This window comes from Legionella bozemanae (assembly GCF_900450575.1).
GTDB lineage: Bacteria > Pseudomonadota > Gammaproteobacteria > Legionellales > Legionellaceae > Legionella > Legionella bozemanae.
In genome coordinates this window covers 3213606-3237500 of sequence record NZ_UGGY01000001.1, presented here as the reverse complement: position 1 = coordinate 3237500, position 23895 = coordinate 3213606, and the positions used below count along the sequence as shown (strand labels likewise).

Sequence of the window (23895 nt, the reverse complement as noted above, 5' to 3'; positions counted from 1 at the left end):
AGGTTAATATTCCTGGACTTTTTATAAGTGGTGAAGTGGGGACGAAGAAGGCTAGATGAGCCAGGCGTTGGTTGTCCTGGTATGTGCATGTAGGGGGATGGTTTAGGCAAATCCGGACCATTGTTAACTCTGAGGTGCGACATGGTGCTGACACTTCGGTGTACAGCGAAGTCATTGATGCCCGGCTTCCAGGAAAAGCTGCTAGCCATAACTTATAGAGAACCGTACCGCAAACCGACACAGGTGGACAGGTAGAGAATACTAAGGCGCTTGAGAGAACTCGGGTGAAGGAACTAGGCAAAATGGTACCGTAACTTCGGGAGAAGGTACGCCCTTTTTGGTGATACGCCTGCGCGTAGAGCTGGAGAGGGCCGCAGAGACCAGGTGGCTGCGACTGTTTATTAAAAACACAGCACTCTGCAAATTCGTAAGAAGACGTATAGGGTGTGACGCCTGCCCGGTGCCGGAAGGTTAATTGATGGGGTTATCTTCGGAGAAGCTCTTGATCGAAGCCCCGGTAAACGGCGGCCGTAACTATAACGGTCCTAAGGTAGCGAAATTCCTTGTCGGGTAAGTTCCGACCTGCACGAATGGCGTAACGATGGCCACACTGTCTCCACCCGAGACTCAGTGAAATTGAAATCGCTGTGAAGATGCAGTGTACCCGCGGCTAGACGGAAAGACCCCGTGAACCTTTACTATAGTTTTGCACTGGACTTTGATGATGACTGTGTAGGATAGGTGGGAGGCTAAGAAGTAGGCACGCTAGTGCTTATGGAGCCGACCTTGAAATACCACCCTGTTGTTATTGAGGTTCTAACTTAGTCCCGTAATCCGGGATGAGGACAGTGTATGATGGGTAGTTTGACTGGGGCGGTCTCCTCCCAAAGAGTAACGGAGGAGCACAAAGGTACCCTCGGTACGGTCGGACATCGTACCAAGAGTGTAAAGGCATAAGGGTGCTTGACTGCGAGAGCGACGGCTCGAGCAGGAACGAAAGTTGGTCTTAGTGATCCGGTGGTTCTGAATGGAAGGGCCATCGCTCAACGGATAAAAGGTACTCCGGGGATAACAGGCTGATACCGCCCAAGAGTTCATATCGACGGCGGTGTTTGGCACCTCGATGTCGGCTCATCACATCCTGGGGCTGAAGCAGGTCCCAAGGGTATGGCTGTTCGCCATTTAAAGTGGTACGCGAGCTGGGTTTAGAACGTCGTGAGACAGTTCGGTCCCTATCTGCCGTGGGCGTAGGAAAATTGAGAGGAGCTGCTCCTAGTACGAGAGGACCGGAGTGGACGAACCTCTGGTGTACCGGTTGTCACGCCAGTGGCATTGCCGGGTAGCTAAGTTCGGACGGGATAACCGCTGAAAGCATCTAAGCGGGAAGCCTCCCTCAAGATGAGTTTTCCCATGAAGCCCGTTGAAGACTACGACGTTGATAGGCAAGGTGTGGAAGCGCAGTAATGTGTGAAGCTAACTTGTACTAATTGGCTGATTGTCTTGACCATATAATCTGAGTTACTTCAGAGTGACTGATTGAATACAAGAGCATCTAGGTTGGGTAACCCTCAGCCTAAATGCTGAAATATATGTGAACTCTTTATTTACCTAATGCATGATTCGGGTATAATACGCCCATTGTTCATGCAAACCAGTTTTCCTGGCGACCATAGCGGTTTGGAACCACCTGATTCCATCTCGAACTCAGAAGTGAAACGAACCCGCGCCAATGATAGTGTGAGGTCTCCTCATGTGAAAGTAGGTCATCGCCAGGGTTTTATTTAAGTGATAATTAAAAACAAAATATCACTGTAAAGCCTGATTGAAAATAGGCAAAAGCGTACATGCTGGCGTAGCTCAGTTGGTAGAGCAACTGACTTGTAATCAGTAGGTCCCGGGTTCGATTCCTGGTGCCAGCACCATTCTTATTAGGTTGGCCGTTAACAAAATGTTGACATTCTATTCATCTTAAAAGACAATAGCGTTCTTTTTGGAGGGGTTCCCGAGCGGTCAAAGGGATCAGACTGTAAATCTGACGGCTCTGCCTTCGAAGGTTCGAATCCTTCCCCCTCCACCAGTTAAAAAGAAGGATAAAGCGGGTGTAGTTCAATGGTAGAACTTCAGCCTTCCAAGCTGATAGCGTGGGTTCGATTCCCATCACCCGCTCCAAATTAGAAATAGAAATATTTGCTTGCTTTATGAAGCTGCAAGCTGATATAAGCCCACATAGCTCAGGCGGTAGAGCACTTCCTTGGTAAGGAAGAGGTCGTTGGTTCGAGTCCAGTTGTGGGCACCATAATGTCAATTTAGCAATGGGGGAGACTTTCCAATGGCGAAGGAAAAATTTGAGCGTAAGAAGCCACACGTAAACGTTGGCACGATTGGTCACGTAGACCACGGTAAGACTACATTAACTGCGGCTATTACCACAATTATGGCAAAGAAATTTGGTGGCACAGCCAAAGCGTATGACCAGATTGATGCAGCACCCGAAGAGCGGGAGCGAGGTATTACAATATCTACAGCTCACGTAGAATATGAATCAGCAAACAGACACTATGCGCACGTAGATTGCCCTGGACATGCTGACTATGTTAAGAACATGATTACCGGTGCGGCGCAAATGGACGGAGCGATACTTGTAGTATCAGCGGCGGATGGTCCAATGCCACAAACACGTGAACACATATTGTTATCACGTCAGGTAGGAGTACCCTATATTGTTGTGTTCATGAATAAAGCAGATATGGTAGACGACCCTGAGTTGTTAGAGTTGGTTGAGATGGAAGTACGTGACTTATTAAGCAGTTACGATTTTCCTGGCGATGATATTCCGATTGTTGTTGGTTCTGCATTGAAAGCATTAGAAGGTGATGACAGTGATATCGGAGTTAAAGCGATTGAGAAATTGGTTGAGACTATGGATTCCTACATACCTGAGCCAGTACGTAACATTGATAAAGCATTTTTGTTACCAATCGAAGACGTCTTCTCTATTTCTGGACGAGGCACAGTAGTAACCGGACGCGTAGAGAGTGGTATCGTTAAAGTGGGTGAAGAGATTGAGATTGTTGGAATTCGTGACACTCAAAAAACCACCTGCACAGGCGTTGAAATGTTCCGTAAGTTGTTGGATGAGGGTCGAGCTGGTGACAACGTTGGCGTGTTATTACGTGGAACCAAACGTGATGAAGTTGAGCGTGGCCAGGTATTAGCTAAGCCAGGCACAATTAAGCCTCATACAAAATTTGAAGCAGAAGTATACGTATTATCAAAAGAAGAAGGTGGACGACATACACCATTCTTCAATGGATACAGACCACAGTTTTATTTCAGAACGACAGACGTAACTGGAACCTGTGATCTTCCATCTGGGGTGGAAATGGTAATGCCTGGTGATAACGTACAATTGACCATTCACCTGCATGCACCTATTGCGATGGATGAAGGTTTACGTTTCGCAATTCGGGAAGGTGGCCGTACTGTAGGCGCCGGTGTTGTTGCGAAAATTATCGAGTAATAAAGTTAAATTGTGTTGGCATGAGTTACTGATTCATGCCAATTAATTTAGGCCAGTAGCTCAATTGGCAGAGTGGCGGTCTCCAAAACCGCAGGTTGGGGGTTCGATTCCCTCCTGGCCTGCCAACTTACAAGTGAATATGAAAAGTTCGAACGAAAAGCAAAGCAATACGAAAGATATATTTTCATGGATTGCTGTAGTTCTTATAACTGCAGTGGCATTTTTTTGTACATATTACTACACTTTTTCAGGTCCAATTCTGTCAATAATATGGCTTGGGTGGCTATTATTGACTTTATTTTTTGGCTATATGACAACTGCAGGTAAACAAGTTTTTAAATTCGCTCAAGAGTCAAAAGTTGAATTGTTAAAAGTCGTTTGGCCAACTCGCCAAGAGACGATACAGACAACAACCATTGTTATTGTTATGGTTGCAGTGACCGGATTTATACTCTGGGGTGTCGATTCAGTGATGATGTGGGCAATTGCTAAAATAACGCATTTAGGGTGAATTCGGTGGAAGAACACAAATCGAAACAATGGTACGTTGTACATGCCTATTCAGGTTATGAGAATTTCGTTATGCGCGAAATTAAATCTCGCGCTCAACATCACAATTTAGAGGATAAAATTGGTGAGGTTGTTGTACCTTCAGAAGAAGTGATTGAAATGCGCTCGGGCCAAAAGCGCAAAAGTACACGTAAGTTTTTTCCTGGCTATGTATTAGTGAACATGGTTATGGATGATCAAACCTGGCACATGATAAGAGCAATACCAAGAGTTCTAGGTTTTATTGGTGGAACCAGCCAAACTCCTACCCCTATTACTGATAAAGAAGCCCGTGCAATTATGCAGCGTGTTGAAGATGGTGTTACTAAACCAAGACCCAAAATTCTGTTTGAGCCAGGTGAAGTGGTTCGCGTTAAAGAGGGTCCTTTTGTTGACTTTAACGGAGTAGTAGAAGAAGTCAATTATGAGAAAAATAGATTAAGAGTAGCTGTCCTGATTTTTGGACGCTCTACTCCGGTGGAACTTGAATTTAGTCAAGTAGAGAAAACTTAGTTCGCTAAGGTGCCCTGATAACTTTTAAATATTAAATTTAACAAGAGTTATCGGGGTTATTTTGTGTAAAAAAGGGGAGCCAGAGATTTAAAAAAGGAAAGTAATTCATGCTTTCTCTAAAACTGGCGCATGACCCATGAGGAGTAAATATGGCAAAAAAAGTAGAAGCTTACATTAAGTTGCAAATTCCAGCAGGTAAAGCAAATCCAAGTCCACCGGTAGGCCCAGCATTGGGTCAACGTGGTGTTAACATTATGGAATTCTGCAAAGCGTTTAACGCAGCAACTCAGCAAATGGAGCAAGGATTACCTACTCCGGTTGTAATTACTGTGTATAGTGATCGTAGTTTTACCTTTATCACTAAGACACCACCGGCTTCTGTTCTGCTGAAAAAAGCTGCAGGTATTCAAAGTGGAAGTGGCACACCCAACACTAAAAAAGTGGCTAAACTTAACGTCAAACAACTTGAGGAAATTGCGAAGATTAAAGAACCTGATTTAACTGCAGCAAGCTTAGCAGCAGCAGTTAGAAGTATTGCAGGTACTGCGCGCAGTATGGGTATTGACGTTGAAGGTTTAGAGTAAGGGGGATGCCATGGCAAGAGTATCTAAAAAACAAAAGAAGATTATAGAGACAATTAAGTCAAATCATTTATATAGCGCGAGTGAAGCAATTAACCTGTTAAAGCAATTTGCTTCAACCAAATTTCGCGAAAGTTTAGATATAAGTGTTAACCTGGGTGTTGATCCTCGTAAATCCGATCAGGTTGTACGTTCATCAACTAACCTACCTAAAGGTACTGGAAAAGTTGTACGTGTAGCTGTATTTGCACAAGGCGATAATGCAACTAAAGCTAAAGATGCTGGTGCTGATATTGTTGGATTTGAAGATTTGGCTGACAAAATCAAAGGTGGTGCAATGGACTTCGATGTTGTTATTGCTACACCAGATGCGATGCGTATTGTTGGACAGCTAGGTCAAGTTTTAGGGCCAAGAGGTCTGATGCCAAACCCCAAAGTTGGCACAGTAACTACTAATGTTGAAGCTGCAGTGAAAGATGCAAAATCAGGTCAAGTACGTTATAGAACTGACAAGAATGGTATTATTCATTGTACTGTCGGAAAAGTAGACTTTACTGCTGAAGACATCATTGAAAACATAGTTGCTTTAATTAATGATCTTAAAAAAGCAAAACCTGCTTCTGCTAAAGGTCAATATTTAAAGAAAATCTCTTTATCTACAACTATGGGCCCTGGTATAGCTATTGATATTTCATCAATACCTGTGTAATATAGTCACCCATTTTTAAGAATTCACGGCATAGATTTGGTTCCATGCCGTCGAAGACCGCAGGTGCTAATGCTTAATTTCCTGCGCAGACGGTGAACCGGCTCCAATTTTAAAAGAGACGGCCACCATAACTGGCAAATCCTTGTGATTTGTATAATTAGGAGGTCAGTAACGTGACATTAAATTTAGCTGAAAAAAAAGCTGTTGTTGAAGAAGTGACCGAGGTCGCATCAAAGGCTATTTCGGCAGTTGTTGCTGATTATCGTGGTTTAACCGTTAATCAAATGACGCAGTTGCGTAGTGAAGCACGCAAGTCCGGTGTTTATCTTCGTGTTGTTAGAAATACATTAACACGCAGAGCTTTTAAAAATACTGAATTTGAATGCTTGAATGACTCGCTTGTAGGCCCGTTGTTCATTGCATTATCACTGGAAGCACCTAGTGATGCTGCAAGACTACTTAAAGAATTCACTAAGACATTTGACAAACTTGAGATTAAAGCATTATCAGTAGGCGGAAAAGTATATCAAGCAAATCAGATTGATGCTGTTGCTAGCTTACCGACTCGAGATGAGGCAATTGCCAAGTTGATGTACGTGATGAAAGCGCCAATTGAGAAATTTGTCAGAACTCTTGCTGAGCCACATGCTAAATTAGTTAGAACCTTAGCAGCAGTAAAAGATAAAAAAGCAGGTTAAATCTCATTTAATCATTAAATTAATTTTAAATCAGGAGCTAGTAATGGCTGTGTCAAAAAATGATATTTTAGAAACCATAGCAAACATGTCTGTTATGGAAGTTGTTGAATTAATCGAAGCTATGGAAGAAAAATTCAACGTTTCTGCTGCCGCTGCTGCTGTTGCAGTTGCTGCTCCAGCTGCTGGTGCTGCTGCTGCCGCTGCTGAAGAACAAACAGAGTTTACTGTTGTTATGACCAGTTTCGGTGCAAACAAAGTTAACGTAATTAAAGCAGTTCGTGGTATTACTGGTCTTGGCTTGAAAGAAGCTAAAGACTTAGTAGAAGGTGCTCCTTCAACAATTAAAGAAGGTGTATCTAAAGATGAAGCTGCTAACATCAAGAAAGAACTTGAAGAAGCTGGTGCTTCAGTAGAAGTTAAATAATAAAGTTATATCAGTGAGATAGAACCCAGCCATGGTTTTCATGGCTGGGTTTACGTGTTTGAGTCATCAATAATTTACAGAGGAAACACCATGGCCGTTGCAGAAGCTAAACCTCAATATTCGCATGCTGAGAAAAAACGATTTCGCAAAAGCTTTGGTAAGCAGGCCGATAAAATGGCAATACCAAATCTGCTTGAAATTCAACTTAAATCCTATAGGGATTTTCTTCAGGCTGATAGCAAGTCAAACGAACAATTTAATACAGGATTGCATGCTGCATTTTCTTCTGTATTCCCGATTGAAAGCTTTTCTGGCAATGCACGACTGGAATATGTTGGTTATAAGTTGGGTGAACCAGCGTTTGATGTTCGTGAATGCAAATTGAGGGGCTTAACCTATTCTGCACCACTAAGGGTCAAAATCAGACTTGTTGTTCTTGATAAGGACGCAAGCGAAGATCCTAAACCAATCAAAGATATTAGAGAGCAAGATGTTTTTATGGGTGAAATACCTTTAATGACTGATGTTGGTACATTTGTGGTAAATGGTACCGAGAGAGTTGTTGTTTCTCAATTACATCGTTCTCCTGGTGTGATATTTGAACATGATAAGGGCAAAACCCATTCATCTGGTAAGTTATTGTATTCTGCACGTATTATACCCTACCGTGGATCATGGTTAGATTTTGAATTTGATCCAAAAGACTGTGTTTATGTTCGAATTGATAGAAGACGTAAATTACCAGTAAGCATTTTATTAAGAGCCTTAGGATACGAAACAGAGGATATCCTGAGTGAGTTCTTTGAAATGACAAGCTGCCATCTTAAAAATGGTGAATACCATATTGATTTAATTCCTCAACGACTTCGAGGTGAAATTGCTTCGTTTGATATTCTTGTTCCTGAAACAGGTGAGCTCATTGTAGAACAAGGTAGAAGAATTACTGCGCGTCATATTAAACAAATGGAAAAAGCTCAGATGAAAGATCTGATTGTTCCACGTGATTATTTAATAGGTAAAACATTAGCTAAAAATATTATAGATACTTCTACTGGTGAGTTTATTGCACAAGCAAATGATGAAGTAACTGAGGAGACTCTCGATCTCATGGCTACCAATGGAATCCATGAGTTTGACATGATTTATACTAATGACTTGGATCATGGTTCCTATATTTCAGATACATTGAAAATTGATCCTACTTCAAGCCAGTTAGAGGCGCTTGTTGAAATTTATCGTATGATGAGACCAGGTGAACCACCAACTAAAGAAGCAGCTGAAGCCCTGTTTAAAAACTTATTCTTTGTTGATGAACGCTATGATTTATCAGCCGTTGGTAGAATGAAATTTAATCGACGTGTTGGTAGAAAAAATGATGATGGCCCAGGTACTTTGACTAAAGAAGATATAATGGCTGTTATCAAGACATTGATCGATATAAGAAATGGTATTGGTATGGTGGATGACATTGACCACCTAGGTAACCGAAGGGTTCGTAGTGTTGGTGAAATGACAGAAAACCAATTTAGAGTCGGTCTTGTACGTGTTGAAAGAGCAGTTAAGGAACGTTTAAGTTTGGTTGAATCTGAAAATCTGATGCCACAAGATTTAATCAATGCAAAACCAGTTTCTGCTGCAATTAAAGAATTTTTTGGCTCAAGCCAATTATCACAGTTTATGGACCAAGTTAATCCATTATCAGGTGTGACACACAAACGTAGGGTTTCTGCATTGGGCCCAGGTGGTTTAACACGTGAACGAGCAGGCTTTGAAGTTCGTGACGTTCATACCACACACTATGGACGTGTTTGTCCTATTGAAACACCAGAAGGTCCAAATATTGGTTTGATTAATTCATTATCTGTTTATGCTAGAACAAATGATTATGGATTTATTGAGACTCCATGCCGTAAAGTAATCAATGGCCGTGTGACGGATGAGATTGAATATCTATCAGCCATTGAAGAAGTTGATCAGTATATTGCACAATCGAGCGTGGCTCTTGATAAGGATGGAAATATTCTTGCAGATCTAGTGCCCTGTAGACATCAAAATGAATTTTCATTGACTACACCGGATAAGATTAACTACATGGATATTTCACCCAAGCAGATCGTTTCTGTTGCTGCTTCTTTAATTCCATTCTTGGAGCATGATGATGCGAACCGTGCTTTGATGGGATCAAACATGCAGCGGCAAGCAGTGCCGACTTTACGTTCTGAAAAACCTCTAGTAGGTACAGGAATGGAACGTATTGTTGCTTCTGATTCAGGAGTTTCAGTAGTTGCAAAACGTGGTGGGGTAATTGATCTTGTTGATGCGTCGCGTATCGTTGTTCGCGTGAATGATGATGAGACTACAGCTGGTGAAACAGGTGTTGATATTTACAACCTGACTAAGTACTTCCGCTCAAACCAGGATACATGTATTAATCAACGTCCAATTGTTAATACCGGCGATATAATTCAAAAAGGAGATATCTTAGCGGATGGTCCTTGTACTGATATGGGTGAATTAGCTCTAGGTCAAAATTTATTGGTCGCCTTTATGCCGTGGAATGGATATAACTTTGAGGACTCTATCCTTATATCCGAACGTATTGTACAAGATGACCGATTCACGACGATTCATATTGAAGAGTTAACTTGTATTGCACGTGATACCAAATTAGGCACTGAAGAAATTACTGCTGATATTCCAAATGTTGGTGAATCAGCACTTTCTAACTTAGATGAAGCTGGAGTGGTTTATATCGGAGCTGAAGTTAAGGCAGGCGATATTCTGGTTGGAAAAGTTACTCCTAAAGGTGAAACCCAACTTACTCCTGAAGAGAAGTTGTTACGAGCAATTTTTGGTGAAAAGGCTTCTGATGTTAAAGACTCTTCATTACGCGTTCCATCAGGAATGAATGGTACGGTTATTGATGTTCAAGTATTTACACGTGATGGCTTAGAAAAAGATGCGCGTGCGAAAAGCATTGAAGAGGAACATTTAGCTCGAGTTCGTAAGGACTTAGTTGATGAGCGACGTATTCGTGAAGAAGATATTTACCATCGTGTAGCGAACATTGTACTTGATAAGGTAGCAACAGGTGGTCCAGGAAATCTGAAACCAGGATCCAAAATAAACCAAGAATATCTGGATAAGATAGGTAGAGAGAAATGGTTTGATATTCGTCTTGAAAATGATGTAATCAGCCAGCAATTGGAACAACTTTCAAAACAGCTTGAGCTGTTGTCTAAAGAAATGGAAAAGCGTTTCAATGATAGCCGTAAGAAAATAATTCAAGGAGATGATTTAGCTCCTGGTGTATTAAAAATTGTTAAGGTATATCTTGCTGTGAAAAGACGTATTCAACCAGGTGATAAAATGGCTGGTCGACATGGAAACAAAGGGGTTATCTCTATTGTAGTTCCGGTTGAAGACATGCCGCATATGGAAGATGGAACAGCTGTAGATATTGTTCTTAACCCATTGGGTGTCCCTTCACGTATGAACATTGGACAAGTGTTGGAAACCCATCTTGGTTTAGCTGCAAAAGGTTTGGGAAATAAAATTGCTCAGATGCTTGATTCAAAACAAAATGCAGCTGAAATCAAATCGTTTTTGAATAAGATATACAACCATGATGATGTACAACGCGTACATCTGGATTGTCTGAATGATGAAGAGTTATTCCGATTGGCAGATAATCTGCGAGCTGGTGTACCGATGGCAACACCTGTTTTTGATGGTGCTTCTGAAGAAGAAATAAAACGCATGCTGCAGCTGGCAGATTTGTCTTCTGATGGCAAAACCTTCTTGATTGATGGTAGGACTGGAAACAAATTTGATAACCCAGTAACTGTAGGTTACATGTATATGTTGAAACTAAACCATTTAGTTGATGATAAGATGCATGCTCGCTCAACTGGCTCATACAGCCTGGTAACGCAACAACCATTAGGTGGTAAAGCACAGTTTGGTGGTCAGCGCTTTGGGGAGATGGAAGTATGGGCTCTCGAAGCTTATGGTGCAGCTTATACATTACAGGAAATGTTGACTGTGAAATCAGATGACGTTGGAGGTAGAACAAAAATCTACAAAAATATTGTCGATGGTGATCATCGTATGGACCCAGGAATGCCTGAATCTTTCAACGTATTATTGAAGGAAATTCGTGCACTTGGAATAGATATCGAACTCGAACACGATTAACTTTTTCAGCGATACATACTGATTAACAAATTTTTGGAGGCATAGACTTGAGTACTCTAAACGACGATCCAATGAATGAACCAATGAGAAAAGCACCTGTAATGAGCGATTTGCTCGGCATCCTTAAGCAACAGGGACAAAGTGAAGAGTTTGACGCAATTAAAATTGCGTTAGCCTCTCCTGAGCTAATTCGTTCATGGTCATATGGTGAAGTAAAAAAACCCGAAACAATTAATTACCGTACATTTAAGCCTGAGCGCGACGGCTTATTTTGTGCCAAAACCTTTGGTCCAGTAAAAGATTACGAGTGCTTATGTGGTAAATATAAGCGACTCAAGCATCGAGGCGTTATCTGCGAAAAATGTGGTGTCGAGCTTGCACTGGCTAAAGTACGTCGTGAACGTATGGGACATATTGAACTTGCAAGTCCAGTTGCACATATCTGGTTTTTGAAGTCATTACCTTCCCGAATTGGTTTATTACTTGACATGACTTTACGTGACATTGAACGTGTTCTTTATTTTGAAGCGTTTGTTGTCGTCGATCCAGGAATGACAGAACTTGAACGTGGCCAATTGCTGAATGATGAAGTATATCTTGATGCAATGGAACAATATGGTGATGAGTTTGATGCACGAATGGGGGCTGAAGCCATTCGCGATTTACTTCGTCAAGTTGATTTGGAAGAAGAAATCAAGAGCTTGCGTGAAGAATTACCAACTACAAGTTCTGAAACAAAAATTAAGAAAATCACGAAGAGATTAAAGTTACTCGAAGCATTCTATGATTCTGGCAATAAGCCAGAATGGATGATCATGGATGTATTACCTGTTCTACCACCAGATTTAAGACCTTTAGTTCCATTAGATGGCGGTCGTTTTGCCACATCTGATTTGAATGACTTGTATCGACGTGTTATTAACCGAAATAATCGTTTGAAGCGTCTTCTTGATCTGAATGCACCTGATATTATTGTGCGAAATGAAAAGAGAATGTTGCAGGAATCAGTGGATGCGCTTCTGGATAACGGGCGTCGTGGCCGTGCGATTACAGGTACAAACAAAAGACCACTCAAATCCTTAGCAGATATGATTAAAGGAAAGCAAGGTCGTTTCCGTCAAAACCTGTTAGGTAAGCGTGTAGACTATTCAGGACGTTCGGTAATTGTGGTTGGTCCGACTTTGAAACTGCATCAGTGCGGTCTTCCAAAGAAAATGGCTCTTGAATTATTTAAACCATTCATATTCAGCAAACTCGAATTTAGAGGCTTGGCTACAACAATTAAAGCCGCCAAAAAAATGGTAGAGCGTGAAGAGTCAGTTGTTTGGGATATTTTAGACGATGTTATTCGTGAGCATCCTATCCTGTTGAACCGTGCACCCACATTGCATAGACTAGGTATTCAAGCATTTGAACCGGTACTGATTGAAGGTAAAGCGATACAATTGCATCCTTTGGTTTGTACTGCATATAACGCGGACTTTGACGGTGACCAAATGGCCGTTCACGTGCCATTGACTTTGGAAGCACAATTAGAAGCGCGCTCATTAATGATGTCTACCAATAATATTTTATCACCTGCGAGTGGTGAGCCAATTATTGTTCCCAGCCAAGACGTTGTACTCGGGTTATATTATTTAACTCGAGAAAAAGTTAATGCATTAGGTGAAGGGAAGATTTTTGTCAGTGCGCAGGAAGCTCAGAATTTTTACGAGTCAGGACATCTTGATATCCATGCTAAAATTAAAATCCGCATGCCTAAGGACGACGGGGATGGACATCATCTGGTGGAAACTACAGTTGGTCGCGCTATTCTTGCCGAGATTCTTCCTAAAGGTATGACTTTTGCAACGATAAACCGTACCATGACCAAGAAAGTTATTTCGAAGGTTATTGATAGTTGCTATAGAAATTTCGGTTTGAAAGAAACTGTAATTTTTGCTGATAAGTTAATGTATACAGGCTTTAAGTATGCGACACGTTCTGGCGTATCAATTGGTATTGAAGATATGGAAATACCTGATGATAAAGCCAGTATTATTGAGCATGCTGATAATGAAGTTCGTGAAATTGAATCTCAATTCCGTTCAGGTTTGGTAACCAATGGCGAACGTTACAACAAAGTAATTGATATTTGGTCCAGAACAAACGAATTAGTTGCTAAATCCATGATGAGCAAAATAGCAACTGAAGAAGCTCGTGATGCAAAAGGTAATCTGGTTAGACAAGAATCATTCAATCCAATCTTCATGATGGCTGATTCAGGCTCTAGGGGTTCTGCAGCGCAAATTAGACAGCTTGCTGGTATGCGTGGATTGATGGCTGCACCAGATGGCTCGATTATTGAAACACCAATTACTGCTAACTTCCGTGAAGGTCTGAACGTATTCCAGTACTTTATTTCAACGCACGGAGCGAGAAAAGGTCTGGCAGATACGGCGCTAAAAACAGCTAATTCCGGTTACTTAACACGACGTTTAGTTGATGTGGCGCAAGATGTAGTGATAACTGAAGACGATTGTGGTGTTAATACTGGTATTTTAATGCAACCTCTGATTGAAGGTGGCGATATTGTTGAGCCCCTACATGAGCGTGTATTAGGACGGGTAGTTGCTTCAGATGTTTACATTCCTAACCAAAGCGAGCCTGTGGTTACTGCAGGAACATTATTGGATGAAGAGTGGGTTGAAAAGCTGGAAAAACAAGGCGTGGACCAAATCATGGTTCGTTCACCGATTACGTGTCAAACTCGATTTGGATTATGCGCTAAGTGTTATGGCCGTGATTTGGCAAGAGGTCATCTTGTTAATACCGGGGAAGCTGTAGGTATTATTGCTGCCCAATCAATTGGTGAGCCTGGAACGCAGTTAACAATGCGTACTTTCCATATTGGGGGTGCTGCATCAAGAGCCACAGCAGCAAATAATATTCAGATTAAAACCAAAGGGGTTATTCGTTTACATAACATTAAAACAGTAACGCATGAAAATAAAAATCTGGTTGCTGTATCGCGCTCTGGTGAAGTAACAATAGTTGATGAGTTCGGACGTGAGCGTGAACGTTATAAGCTACCTTATGGTGCGGTAATTTCAGTGCATGATAATTCACCTGTGGAAGCTGGACAAGTTATTGCAACTTGGGATCCGCATACTCACCCAGTTATTTCTGAGGTAAGTGGTTATTTGAAATTCGTCGACCTAATCGATGGTATTACCATGAACCGACAAACTGATGAATTAACCGGTTTGAGTAATATTGTAGTTATCGATGCAAAACAACGCAGTGCCGCAGGTCGTGATTTACGACCTATGGTAAAACTAGTTACTGAAAATGGTGAAGATATTTATCTTGCTGGTACTAATGTTCCTGCCCAATATTATCTGCCTGTAGATGCTATCGTTAATTTTGAGGATGGCAGCCATGTGGGAATCGGAGATGTTATCGCACGTATCCCTCAAGAGCGTTCCAAAACTCGCGATATTACAGGGGGTCTACCAAGAGTAGCTGATTTATTTGAAGCGCGTAAACCTAAAGATTCAGCAGTTATGGCTGAAGTTTCGGGAATGGTTAGTTTTGGTAAGGAAACAAAAGGTAAGAGAAGATTACTTATTAATGTTTCTGAAGATCAATGTCATGAAGAATTGATACCAAAATGGAGACATATTTCTGTCTTCGAAGGCGAACATGTTGAGCGTGGTGAGATTATCGCTGAAGGTGCACTTAATCCACATGATATATTACGATTGTTGGGTGTTGGTGCATTAGCGAACTATATCGTAAATGAGGTACAAGATGTATATCGTCTACAAGGTGTAAAAATTAATGACAAGCACATTGAAGTAATCGTACGACAAATGCTGCGTAAACGAGTTATTACTTTTGCTGGGGATTCAAAATTCTTAGTAGGTGAGCAAGTAGAAGAAAGCGTCTTATTGCAAGAAAATGACAAGCTTATGGCTGAGGAAAAACAAATCGCTAGAGGTACACCTATATTGTTAGGTATTACAAAAGCGTCATTGGCAACTGAGTCATTTATCTCTGCTGCTTCGTTCCAAGAAACAACAAGAGTACTAACTGAAGCTGCTGTAAGTGGTAAAGTTGATGATTTACGTGGATTAAAAGAAAACGTGATGGTTGGGCGCTTGATTCCTGCAGGAACAGGTTATGCATATCATCAAGGCCGTAAGGCAAAAAGAGCTAAGGCTGCAGCCGGTGAGCACCCAGTGCATACTGTTACTGCAAGTGATGTTGAGCATGCGTTAAGTGAAGCATTAAACGCAGACAATCAAGAACACTAGTTCGGATTCGAAAAAACGGCAGATTAAACTTGACAAATCTGCCGTGGCTATATAGAATCCGGCCTCCTTATGCATTCGAAATAATCAAAAGAGACAGATCGGAGTTAAGTATAAATGGCTACTATTAATCAGTTAGTAAGAAAGCCTCGTGTGGACGTAAAGAAGAAAAGTAACGTACCAGCGCTGGAATCATGTCCACAAAGACGCGGTGTGTGTACACGCGTTTACACTACTACACCTAAAAAACCTAACTCAGCTATGCGTAAGGTTGCTCGTGTACGTTTAACCAATGGATTTGAAGTTTCATCATATATTGGTGGAGAAGGCCATAACCTTCAGGAACACTCAGTTGTTCTTATTAGAGGTGGTCGTGTTAAAGATTTACCTGGGGTGCGTTATCACACGGTACGCGGTAGCTTGGATACATCAGGTGTTAATGATCGTAAACAAGGCCGTTCGAAATACGGTACTAAAAAACCAAAAGATAAAAAATAACTGATTGTAGGAAATTGAAATGCCTAGAAGAAGAGAAGTCCCTAAAAGAGAAATTTTGCCAGATCCTAAACATCATAGTGAATTGTTAGCAAAATTTATTAACGTGTTAATGGTCAGTGGTAAAAAGTCTACTGCTGAAAAAATAATATACGGTGCTTTATCTGTTTTAGAAGAGCGCGTAAAGAAGCTTAAAAAAGCAGATGAAGACGAAGGTGAATCAGGTTCTGCAAGTGGTTCAGCTACTGTTCTTCGCTACTTTGAAAATGCTTTGGATAATGTTCGCCCAAGCGTGGAAGTTCGTTCGCGTCGAGTTGGTGGTGCTACATATCAAGTTCCAGTTGAAGTAAGAACAGATCGCAGCATTGCTTTGGGTATGCGCTGGATCGTTCAAGCTGCTCGTACTCGTGGTGAAAAAGGTATGATGTTACGCCTAGCCGGTGAACTGATGGACGCTTATGAAAGCAAAGGTTCCGCAGTGAAAAAACGTGAAGATACACATAAGATGGCAAAAGCTAACCAGGCGTTTGCGCATTTTAGATGGAACTAAGAGAGAGAGGGTAATCCGTGTCTACTCCATTAAAACTATATAGAAACATAGGAATTGCAGCGCACGTTGATGCTGGAAAAACTACCACAACTGAGCGTGTACTGTACTATACGGGTATGTCTCATAAAATTGGTGAAGTTCATGACGGCGCTGCAACAATGGACTGGATGGTTCAGGAGCAAGAGCGTGGCATTACCATTACCTCAGCAGCAACAACTTGCTACTGGTCTGGGATGGACAAGCAATTTGAACCTCATCGTATTAATATTATTGATACCCCAGGACACGTTGACTTCATGATTGAGGTTGAGCGTTCATTACGTGTACTTGACGGTGCTGTTGTTGTGTTCGACTCAGTATCTGGTGTGGAACCACAGTCAGAGACTGTTTGGCGTCAAGCAAACAAATATGGTGTACCACGTATCGTATTTGTTAATAAGATGGATAGGATGGGGGCAAACTTCCTTCGTGTAGTAGCCCAAATTAAGCAAAGATTGGGTTCAAATCCTGTCGTTGTTCAATTACCTATTGGTGCAGAAGAAGAATTTAAAGGGGTTATTGACCTCATTAAAATGAAGGCAATTCATTGGGATGAAGAAAATAAAGGTATGACATTCCAATATAAAGAAGTGCCTGAAGATCTCAAAGAACAATGTGAAGAATATCGCGCTCTACTTATTGAAGCTGCTGCAGAAGCAACTGAAGAGCTGATGGAAAAATATCTTGAAGGTGAAGAACTTACCGAAGAAGAGATCAAAAAAGCGTTGCGGCAACTAACAATAAGCAACACAATTGTTCCGGTTTTTTGTGGTTCAGCTTTTAAAAATAAAGGTGTTCAAGCAGTTTTAGATGGTGTAATTGAATATTTACCTTCCCCGACTGATATTCCTGACGTTCAAGGTGTAGATGAAGATGGGGAACCCGCTTCTCGTAAAACAAGTTATGATGCACCATTTTCTGCTTTAGCTTTTAAAATTGCTACAGATCCATTTGTTGGAACTTTAACCTACTTTAGAGCATACTCAGGTGTTTTAAAGAGTGGTGATACAGTTTACAACTCAGTGAAGGCAAAGAGAGAGCGTATAGGTCGTTTATTACAGATGCACGCAAACTCGCGTGAAGAAATTAAAGAAGTAAGGGCAGGAGATATTGCTGCCGCTGTTGGACTAAAAACAGTAACAACAGGTGATACCTTATGTGATACTGAAAGTGTTGTCATTCTAGAAAGAATGGACTTTCCAGATCCGGTAATCGCAGTTGCTGTTGAGCCAAAAACTAAAGCAGACCAAGAAAAAATGGGTATTGCTCTTGGTAAATTAGCTCAAGAAGACCCATCATTCAGAGTACATACAGATGAAGAATCAGGACAAACGATTATTGAAGGTATGGGTGAACTTCATCTGGAAATTATTGTTGACCGCATGAAGCGTGAGTTTAATGTGGAAGCCAATGTGGGTAAGCCTCAAGTTGCTTATCGTGAAACACTGAAACAAACAGTGGAACAAGAAGGTAAATTTGTTAGACAATCTGGTGGACGCGGTCAATTTGGACATGTGTGGTTGAAAATTGAACCTCAAGAGCCTGGAAAAGGTTATGAGTTTATCAATGAAATTGTTGGTGGTGTTATTCCTAAAGAATACATACCAGCTGTTGATAAAGGGGTTCAAGAGCAAATGCAAAATGGCGTTATTGCTGGATATCCAGTAGTAGACGTTAAAGTAACCTTGTTTGATGGTTCATTCCATGAAGTAGATTCTAGTGAAATGGCGTTCAAAATTGCTGGATCAATGGGTTTCAAACAAGGTGCATTAAAAGCCAAACCAGTTTTACTTGAACCAATTATGAGTGTTGAAGTAGTTACTCCTGAAGACTACATGGGCGATGTTATGGGCGACCTTAATAGACGTCGTGGTCTTGTGCAGGGCATGGAAGATTCACCAGCAGGAAAAATTGTTAGAGCTGAAGTACCACTTGCAGAGATGTTTGGTTATTCAACCGATTTACGTTCTGCTACCCAAGGAAGAGCAACATATACTATGGAATTTTCTAAGTATGCTGAAGCTCCAAATAACATTGCTGAAGCAATTATTAAGAAACAATAAAAAGTTAAAACGAGGTTATTGAAATGGCGAAGGAAAAATTTGAGCGTAAGAAGCCACACGTAAACGTTGGCACGATTGGTCACGTAGACCACGGTAAGACTACATTAACTGCGGCTATTACCACAATTATGGCAAAGAAATTTGGTGGCACAGCCAAAGCGTATGACCAGATTGATGCAGCACCCGAAGAGCGGGAGCGAGGTATTACAATATCTACAGCTCACGTAGAATATGAATCAGCAAACAGACACTATGCGCACGTAGATTGCCCTGGACATGCTGACTATGTTAAGAACATGATTACCGGTGCGGCGCAAATGGACGGAGCGATACTTGTAGTATCAGCGGCGGATGGTCCAATGCCACAAACACGTGAACACATATTGTTATCACGTCAGGTAGGAGTACCCTATATTGTTGTGTTCATGAATAAAGCAGATATGGTAGACGACCCTGAGTTGTTAGAGTTGGTTGAGATGGAAGTACGTGACTTATTAAGCAGTTACGATTTTCCTGGCGATGATATTCCGATTGTTGTTGGTTCTGCATTGAAAGCATTAGAAGGTGATGACAGTGATATCGGAGTTAAAGCGATTGAGAAATTGGTTGAGACTATGGATTCCTACATACCTGAGCCAGTACGTAACATTGATAAAGCATTTTTGTTACCAATCGAAGACGTCTTCTCTATTTCTGGACGAGGCACAGTAGTAACCGGACGCGTAGAGAGTGGTATCGTTAAAGTGGGTGAAGAGATTGAGATTGTTGGAATTCGTGACACTCAAAAAACCACCTGCACAGGCGTTGAAATGTTCCGTAAGTTGTTGGATGAGGGTCGAGCTGGTGACAACGTTGGCGTGTTATTACGTGGAACCAAACGTGATGAAGTTGAGCGTGGCCAGGTATTAGCTAAGCCAGGCACAATTAAGCCTCATACAAAATTTGAAGCAGAAGTATACGTATTATCAAAAGAAGAAGGTGGACGACATACACCATTCTTCAATGGATACAGACCACAGTTTTATTTCAGAACGACAGACGTAACTGGAACCTGTGATCTTCCATCTGGGGTGGAAATGGTAATGCCTGGTGATAACGTACAATTGACCATTCACCTGCATGCACCTATTGCGATGGATGAAGGTTTACGTTTCGCAATTCGGGAAGGTGGCCGTACTGTAGGCGCCGGTGTTGTCGCTAAAATTATCGAGTAATTAGAATGAGTAACAATCAAAACATTAAAATAAGATTAAAATCCTTTGATCATCGGTTGATTGACTTGTCAACTCGAGAAATTGTAGAGACAGCAAAACGTACTGGCGCACAAGTTCGTGGGCCAATACCGTTGCCTGTCCGTAAGGAGAAATTTACTGTATTGACTTCACCGCATGTTAATAAAGATGCTCGAGATCAATATGAATTACGTACTCATAAACGCCTGGTCGTTATCGTTCATCCAACTGAAAAAACAGTAGATGCATTGATGAAGTTGGATCTGGCTGCTGGGGTTGATGTTCAGATAAGCCTTGATGACTAAGTGTTAGGGTGAAGGATATTAAAGAGGTGTTAGAATGATGATCGGTTTATTAGGCCGTAAAATCGGTATGACGCGGGTTTTCATGGCAGATGGAGTTTCAGTTCCAGTTTCTGTTGTTGAAGTTCACCCTAATAGAGTTTCCCAGGTTAAAACTAAAGAAACTGATGGTTACACCGCTGTTCAATTAACAGGCGGTACAAAAAAAGCAAGTAAAGTTAATAAACCTTTAACAGGTCACTTTGCAAAAGCTGAAATTGAAGCAGGTGATATGTCTGTTGAGTTTTTAGTTGATTCAGAAGATGCATTTAAAGCAGGTCAAGTAATCACAGTTGCGGATGTTTTTGCGGCTGGACAATTTGTTGATGTTGCTGGAATCACTAAAGGTAAAGGTTTTGCCGGAACAGTTAAAAGATATAATTTTAGAACACAAGATGCTACCCATGGTAACTCCAGATCGCATCGTGTTCCTGGTTCTATTGGTCAAAACCAAACTCCAGGACGTGTGTTCAAAGGTAAGAAAATGGCAGGTCATTTAGGTAATGTTCGTTGTACCGTTCAAAGCCTTGAATTAGTGCGCGTAGATGCAGAAAGAAATTTACTTCTTATCAAAGGTGCAATACCTGGTGCTCCTGGCTCACGAGTTGAGATTAAGCCTGCAGTTAAAAAGCAAGTGCGAGGTGAGTGATGGAAATTACTACTATAGATACAAATTCAAAATTAATACTGAACCAAGAAGTATTCGCATATGGTTATAATGAAGGTTTGATTCATCAAGCTGTAGTAACTTATATGAATAACGCTCGTAGTGGTAATAGCGCCCAAAAAACTCGCTCTGAAGTCCGGGGTGGCGGTAAAAAGCCATGGAATCAAAAAGGTACTGGACGTGCTCGAGCAGGTACTATAAGAAGTCCACTATGGCGAAGCGGTGGGGTAACCTTTGCTTCTAAAAAAAGAGATTATTCACAAAAAATTAATAAAAAAATGTACAAACGTGCATTACGTAGTATAATCTCCGAACTTTGTCGCACTGGGAACTTGGTTGTTGTTAGTGATTTCCAATGTGAAAGCAAAAAAACTAAAGATTTTGTTAGCAAAATGAACCAACTAAATATTAATAATGCACTTATAGTAATGAGTGAAGTTGGTGAGAATGAATATTTTGGTTCAAGAAACTTAATTGATTATGATATCTGCGACGTTACAACTATAGATCCTGTTTCTTTACTCAGATTTGAGAAGGTTGTTGTTACAGAAGCTGCAATTAAAAAAATTGAGGAACAGTTACAATGAACGCTGAAAGATTGTTGATGGTTCTACGTGAACCACATACTTCTGAAAAAGCCACTGTTATAGCTGACAAGCTGAAACAGTTTACTTTCAAAGTATTGAAAACTGCAACTAAAAATGAAATTAAAATAGCGGTAGAGAATATATTTAACGTTAAAGTTAAAAATGTATCTGTTATCAATGTGAAGGGAAAAACAAAGCGTTTTAAACAAACAAGCGGAAAGCGTAGTGATTGGAAAAAAGCATTTGTAACTCTTCATGCTGATCAAGATATTGACTTTACAGCTACCGAATAAGGCAGATTAAGATGGCACTATTAAAATCTAAACCTACATCGCCAGGAAAACGTGGCGAATTACGTGTGGTTCACCACCATATTCATAAAGGAAAGCCACATGCGGCTTTAGTTGAAAAACTGAAAAAAACTGGCGGACGTAACAACCAAGGTAGAATTACTGTAAGACATATCGGTGGTGGTCAACGTAATCAATATCGCATCATTGATTTTAAACGTAATAAAGATGGGATTGAGGCTCGTGTTGAGCGTATTGAATACGATCCAAATCGTACTGCATTAATCGCATTAATTGTTTATAAAGATGGTGAAAGAAGGTATATTATTGCACCAGCCAATTTAAAGGTTGGTGATACAGTTATTAGCGGTGCTGATTCACCTATTAGTATTGGTAATTGTCTTCCATTAAAAAATATTCCTGTTGGTACTACAATTCATTGTGTTGAAATGAAACCAGGAAAAGGTGCCCAGGTATTAAGAAGTGCTGGAGCAAGCGGACAAATTGTTGCTAAAGAAGGTATTTATGCAACATTAAGACTTCGTTCTGGCGAAATGCGTAAAATACATGTTCTTTGTAGAGCAGTAATTGGTGAAGTCAGTAATAGTGAACATAGTTTACGTGCATTAGGAAAAGCTGGAGCAAAACGCTGGAGAGGTATTCGCCCAACAGTTCGTGGGGTAGCTATGAACCCAGTTGATCACCCACATGGTGGTGGTGAAGGCCGTACTTCTGGTGGACGTCATCCGGTGTCACCATGGGGCGTACCTACTAAAGGTTACAAAACCAGAAGTAATAAGCGTACTGATAATTTTATTGTCAGAAGACGTAAGAAGAAATAATTATTGAGAGGATATCAAGTGGCTCGTTCTATAAGAAAAGGTCCTTTTGTTGACCATCATTTGATTGCCAAAGTAGAAGCTGCAATTGAATCAAAATCTAAAAAACCAATTAAGACTTGGTCAAGAAGATCAACAATCGTTCCTGAAATGATTGACTTAACAATTGCTGTTCATAACGGCAAAGATCATATTCCTGTTTACATAACAGATAATATGGTTGGTCATAAATTAGGTGAGTTTGCCATGACTCGTACATTCAAAGGCCACTCTGGTGACAGAAAGGCTAAAGGCAAATAAGAGGATATGATGGAAGTTACAGCAAAGTTAAAAGGTGCTCCCTTATCCGCTCAGAAGGGCAGATTGGTAGCAGATATGATACGAAATATGAATGTATCTGGTGCACTTGATGTCCTCAAGTTTACACCAAAAAAAGGTGCTCAATTAATGCTTAAATTATTAGAGTCTGCAATTGCAAATGCTGAAAATAATAATGGTGCAGATATTGATGATTTAAAAGTAGGTATGGTCTGCGTTGATGAAGCAATGACTTTAAAACGTATTAGTCCCAGAGCTAAAGGACGTGCAAACAGAATTTGCAAACGTACCTGCCATATCACGATAAAAGTGTCTGACGAGGAATAGCAATGGGACAAAAAGTTAACCCTATAGGCATACGCCTTGGTATTATTAAAGACTGGAACTCTAAATGGTTCGCAGGCAAAAAATACGCTGAATTTTTAATTCAAGATATTAAATTACGTACTGAACTGAAAAAGAAGCTTATGGCAGCTGCAGTAAGCAAGATTCTCATTGAGCGTCCTGCTAATAATGCTGTTGTTACAATACAAACTGCACGACCTGGTGTGATCATCGGTAAAAAGGGTGGTGGTATTGAGACTCTGCGTAATGAAATTTCTAATAAATTAGGTGTACCTGTTCATCTTAATATTGAAGAAATTAAAAAGCCTGAACTTGATTCAACACTTGTTGCTGAAGGAATCGCGCAACAGTTAGAGCAGCGTGTTATGTTTAGACGTGCTATGAAACGTGCAGTAACTTCAGCTCTTAAAGCAGGCGCTAAAGGAATTAAAATTTGTGTTAGTGGTAGACTAGGTGGTGCTGAAATTGCTCGTAGTGAATGGTATAGGGAAGGTCGCGTACCTTTACATACTTTCAGAGCTGATATTGATTATGGTACAGCGGAGTCTAAAACTACCTACGGTATTATTGGTGTAAAAGTCTGGATCTTCAAGGGTGAAATTCTCCCGCAAAAGAAAAGATCTTCTGACGTTGCCCAGTGAGT

At 40.9% G+C, this 23895-nt stretch carries 21 protein-coding genes, 5 tRNA genes and 2 rRNA genes (1 of these 28 cut by a window edge); all 28 read left to right on the top strand.

Annotated elements, in window-relative coordinates; translation table 11 throughout:
- A 23S ribosomal RNA gene (locus DY223_RS14405) occupies positions 1 to 1508 on the top strand (it extends 1388 nt beyond the left edge of the window).
- A gap of 151 nt (positions 1509 to 1659) precedes the next feature.
- Positions 1660 to 1775: ribosomal RNA gene (gene rrf, locus DY223_RS14400) — 5S ribosomal RNA — on the top strand.
- Positions 1776 to 1846: 71 nt separating this feature from the next.
- Positions 1847 to 1922, top strand: a tRNA-Thr gene (locus DY223_RS14395).
- Positions 1923 to 1992: 70 nt separating this feature from the next.
- Positions 1993 to 2077: transfer RNA gene (locus DY223_RS14390), tRNA-Tyr, on the top strand.
- Positions 2078 to 2095: 18 nt separating this feature from the next.
- Positions 2096 to 2169, top strand: a tRNA-Gly gene (locus tag DY223_RS14385).
- Between the two features lie 51 nt (positions 2170 to 2220).
- Positions 2221 to 2296: transfer RNA gene (locus DY223_RS14380), tRNA-Thr, on the top strand.
- Positions 2297 to 2329: 33 nt separating this feature from the next.
- The gene (tuf, locus tag DY223_RS14375) at positions 2330 to 3520 is read left to right on the top strand and encodes an elongation factor Tu (RefSeq protein WP_058458804.1); all 1191 of its coding nucleotides are present in this window, start codon (positions 2330 to 2332) and stop codon (positions 3518 to 3520) included.
- 49 nt (positions 3521 to 3569) lie between these two features.
- A tRNA-Trp gene (locus DY223_RS14370) sits at positions 3570 to 3645 on the top strand.
- Positions 3646 to 3659: 14 nt separating this feature from the next.
- Positions 3660 to 4031, top strand: coding sequence for a preprotein translocase subunit SecE (gene secE / locus DY223_RS14365; protein ID WP_058459054.1), 372 nt, complete (start codon positions 3660 to 3662; stop codon positions 4029 to 4031).
- A gap of 5 nt (positions 4032 to 4036) precedes the next feature.
- Entirely contained in the window at positions 4037 to 4582 is a 546-nt protein-coding gene (nusG, locus tag DY223_RS14360; RefSeq protein WP_058459055.1) for a transcription termination/antitermination protein NusG, read from the top strand.
- Between the two features lie 149 nt (positions 4583 to 4731).
- Positions 4732 to 5166, top strand: a complete 435-nt coding sequence (rplK, locus tag DY223_RS14355; protein ID WP_010654844.1) for a 50S ribosomal protein L11 — start codon at positions 4732 to 4734, stop codon at positions 5164 to 5166.
- A gap of 10 nt (positions 5167 to 5176) precedes the next feature.
- Entirely contained in the window at positions 5177 to 5872 is a 696-nt protein-coding gene (rplA, locus tag DY223_RS14350; RefSeq protein ID WP_058459056.1) for a 50S ribosomal protein L1, read from the top strand.
- A 173-nt stretch (positions 5873 to 6045) separates the two neighbouring features.
- The gene (gene rplJ, locus DY223_RS14345) at positions 6046 to 6570 is read left to right on the top strand and encodes a 50S ribosomal protein L10 (protein ID WP_058459057.1); all 525 of its coding nucleotides are present in this window, start codon (positions 6046 to 6048) and stop codon (positions 6568 to 6570) included.
- 43 nt (positions 6571 to 6613) lie between these two features.
- On the top strand, positions 6614 to 6994 hold the full coding sequence (rplL, locus tag DY223_RS14340) for a 50S ribosomal protein L7/L12 (RefSeq protein WP_058459058.1): 381 nt from the start codon (positions 6614 to 6616) through the stop codon (positions 6992 to 6994).
- Between the two features lie 90 nt (positions 6995 to 7084).
- Positions 7085 to 11191, top strand: coding sequence for a DNA-directed RNA polymerase subunit beta (gene rpoB, locus DY223_RS14335; RefSeq protein ID WP_058459059.1), 4107 nt, complete (start codon positions 7085 to 7087; stop codon positions 11189 to 11191).
- Positions 11192 to 11292: 101 nt separating this feature from the next.
- Positions 11293 to 15489 carry a DNA-directed RNA polymerase subunit beta' gene (rpoC, locus tag DY223_RS14330; protein WP_165483274.1) on the top strand — a complete coding sequence of 1399 codons (4197 nt, stop codon included), beginning with the start codon at positions 11293 to 11295 and terminating at the stop codon, positions 15487 to 15489.
- A 114-nt stretch (positions 15490 to 15603) separates the two neighbouring features.
- Positions 15604 to 15984, top strand: a complete 381-nt coding sequence (gene rpsL / locus DY223_RS14325; protein ID WP_010654837.1) for a 30S ribosomal protein S12 — start codon at positions 15604 to 15606, stop codon at positions 15982 to 15984.
- Positions 15985 to 16003: 19 nt separating this feature from the next.
- Entirely contained in the window at positions 16004 to 16531 is a 528-nt protein-coding gene (rpsG, locus tag DY223_RS14320; RefSeq protein ID WP_058459060.1) for a 30S ribosomal protein S7, read from the top strand.
- Positions 16532 to 16548: 17 nt separating this feature from the next.
- Positions 16549 to 18633, top strand: coding sequence for an elongation factor G (fusA, locus tag DY223_RS14315; RefSeq protein ID WP_058459061.1), 2085 nt, complete (start codon positions 16549 to 16551; stop codon positions 18631 to 18633).
- A 23-nt stretch (positions 18634 to 18656) separates the two neighbouring features.
- The gene (gene tuf, locus DY223_RS14310) at positions 18657 to 19847 is read left to right on the top strand and encodes an elongation factor Tu (protein WP_058458804.1); all 1191 of its coding nucleotides are present in this window, start codon (positions 18657 to 18659) and stop codon (positions 19845 to 19847) included.
- 5 nt (positions 19848 to 19852) lie between these two features.
- Positions 19853 to 20170 carry a 30S ribosomal protein S10 gene (gene rpsJ / locus DY223_RS14305; protein WP_019233361.1) on the top strand — a complete coding sequence of 106 codons (318 nt, stop codon included), beginning with the start codon at positions 19853 to 19855 and terminating at the stop codon, positions 20168 to 20170.
- Between the two features lie 34 nt (positions 20171 to 20204).
- A complete protein-coding gene (gene rplC, locus DY223_RS14300; RefSeq protein ID WP_058458803.1) occupies positions 20205 to 20855 on the top strand; it encodes a 50S ribosomal protein L3 in 651 nt (216 codons plus the stop codon).
- Positions 20855 to 21460 carry a 50S ribosomal protein L4 gene (rplD, locus tag DY223_RS14295; RefSeq protein ID WP_058458802.1) on the top strand — a complete coding sequence of 202 codons (606 nt, stop codon included), beginning with the start codon at positions 20855 to 20857 and terminating at the stop codon, positions 21458 to 21460. Before rplC ends, rplD begins: the two co-directional genes overlap by 1 nt.
- Positions 21457 to 21753 (top strand): 50S ribosomal protein L23, encoded by a 297-nt coding sequence (rplW, locus tag DY223_RS14290; RefSeq protein ID WP_058458801.1) that lies wholly within the window; start codon positions 21457 to 21459, stop codon positions 21751 to 21753. The genes rplD and rplW overlap by 4 nt, the downstream gene beginning before the upstream one ends.
- Positions 21754 to 21764: 11 nt before the next feature.
- On the top strand, positions 21765 to 22592 hold the full coding sequence (gene rplB / locus DY223_RS14285) for a 50S ribosomal protein L2 (RefSeq protein ID WP_058458800.1): 828 nt from the start codon (positions 21765 to 21767) through the stop codon (positions 22590 to 22592).
- An 18-nt stretch (positions 22593 to 22610) separates the two neighbouring features.
- On the top strand, positions 22611 to 22889 hold the full coding sequence (gene rpsS / locus DY223_RS14280; RefSeq protein ID WP_010654828.1) for a 30S ribosomal protein S19: 279 nt from the start codon (positions 22611 to 22613) through the stop codon (positions 22887 to 22889).
- A gap of 9 nt (positions 22890 to 22898) precedes the next feature.
- Positions 22899 to 23234: a 50S ribosomal protein L22 gene (rplV, locus tag DY223_RS14275; protein ID WP_010654827.1), complete on the top strand. Its 336-nt coding sequence runs from the start codon at positions 22899 to 22901 to the stop codon at positions 23232 to 23234.
- Between the two features lie 2 nt (positions 23235 to 23236).
- Positions 23237 to 23893, top strand: coding sequence for a 30S ribosomal protein S3 (gene rpsC, locus DY223_RS14270; RefSeq protein WP_058458799.1), 657 nt, complete (start codon positions 23237 to 23239; stop codon positions 23891 to 23893).
- The last annotated feature ends 2 nt before the right edge of the window (positions 23894 to 23895 follow it).

Coding starts and splice junctions, on each gene's coding strand:
- tuf (WP_058458804.1), top strand. CDS start 2,330: ATGGCGAAGGAAAAATTTGAGCGTAAGAAGCCACACGTAAACGTTGGC.
- rplB (WP_058458800.1), top strand. CDS start 21,765: ATGGCACTATTAAAATCTAAACCTACATCGCCAGGAAAACGTGGCGAA.
- rplC (WP_058458803.1), top strand. CDS start 20,205: ATGATGATCGGTTTATTAGGCCGTAAAATCGGTATGACGCGGGTTTTC.
- rplK (WP_010654844.1), top strand. CDS start 4,732: ATGGCAAAAAAAGTAGAAGCTTACATTAAGTTGCAAATTCCAGCAGGT.
- rpsJ (WP_019233361.1), top strand. CDS start 19,853: ATGAGTAACAATCAAAACATTAAAATAAGATTAAAATCCTTTGATCAT.
- rplW (WP_058458801.1), top strand. CDS start 21,457: ATGAACGCTGAAAGATTGTTGATGGTTCTACGTGAACCACATACTTCT.
- tuf (WP_058458804.1), top strand. CDS start 18,657: ATGGCGAAGGAAAAATTTGAGCGTAAGAAGCCACACGTAAACGTTGGC.
- rplD (WP_058458802.1), top strand. CDS start 20,855: ATGGAAATTACTACTATAGATACAAATTCAAAATTAATACTGAACCAA.
- rplL (WP_058459058.1), top strand. CDS start 6,614: ATGGCTGTGTCAAAAAATGATATTTTAGAAACCATAGCAAACATGTCT.
- rplA (WP_058459056.1), top strand. CDS start 5,177: ATGGCAAGAGTATCTAAAAAACAAAAGAAGATTATAGAGACAATTAAG.
- rpsC (WP_058458799.1), top strand. CDS start 23,237: ATGGGACAAAAAGTTAACCCTATAGGCATACGCCTTGGTATTATTAAA.
- rpsG (WP_058459060.1), top strand. CDS start 16,004: ATGCCTAGAAGAAGAGAAGTCCCTAAAAGAGAAATTTTGCCAGATCCT.
- rpoC (WP_165483274.1), top strand. CDS start 11,293: ATGAGCGATTTGCTCGGCATCCTTAAGCAACAGGGACAAAGTGAAGAG.
- rplV (WP_010654827.1), top strand. CDS start 22,899: ATGGAAGTTACAGCAAAGTTAAAAGGTGCTCCCTTATCCGCTCAGAAG.
- rpoB (WP_058459059.1), top strand. CDS start 7,085: ATGGCCGTTGCAGAAGCTAAACCTCAATATTCGCATGCTGAGAAAAAA.
- secE (WP_058459054.1), top strand. CDS start 3,660: ATGAAAAGTTCGAACGAAAAGCAAAGCAATACGAAAGATATATTTTCA.
- rpsL (WP_010654837.1), top strand. CDS start 15,604: ATGGCTACTATTAATCAGTTAGTAAGAAAGCCTCGTGTGGACGTAAAG.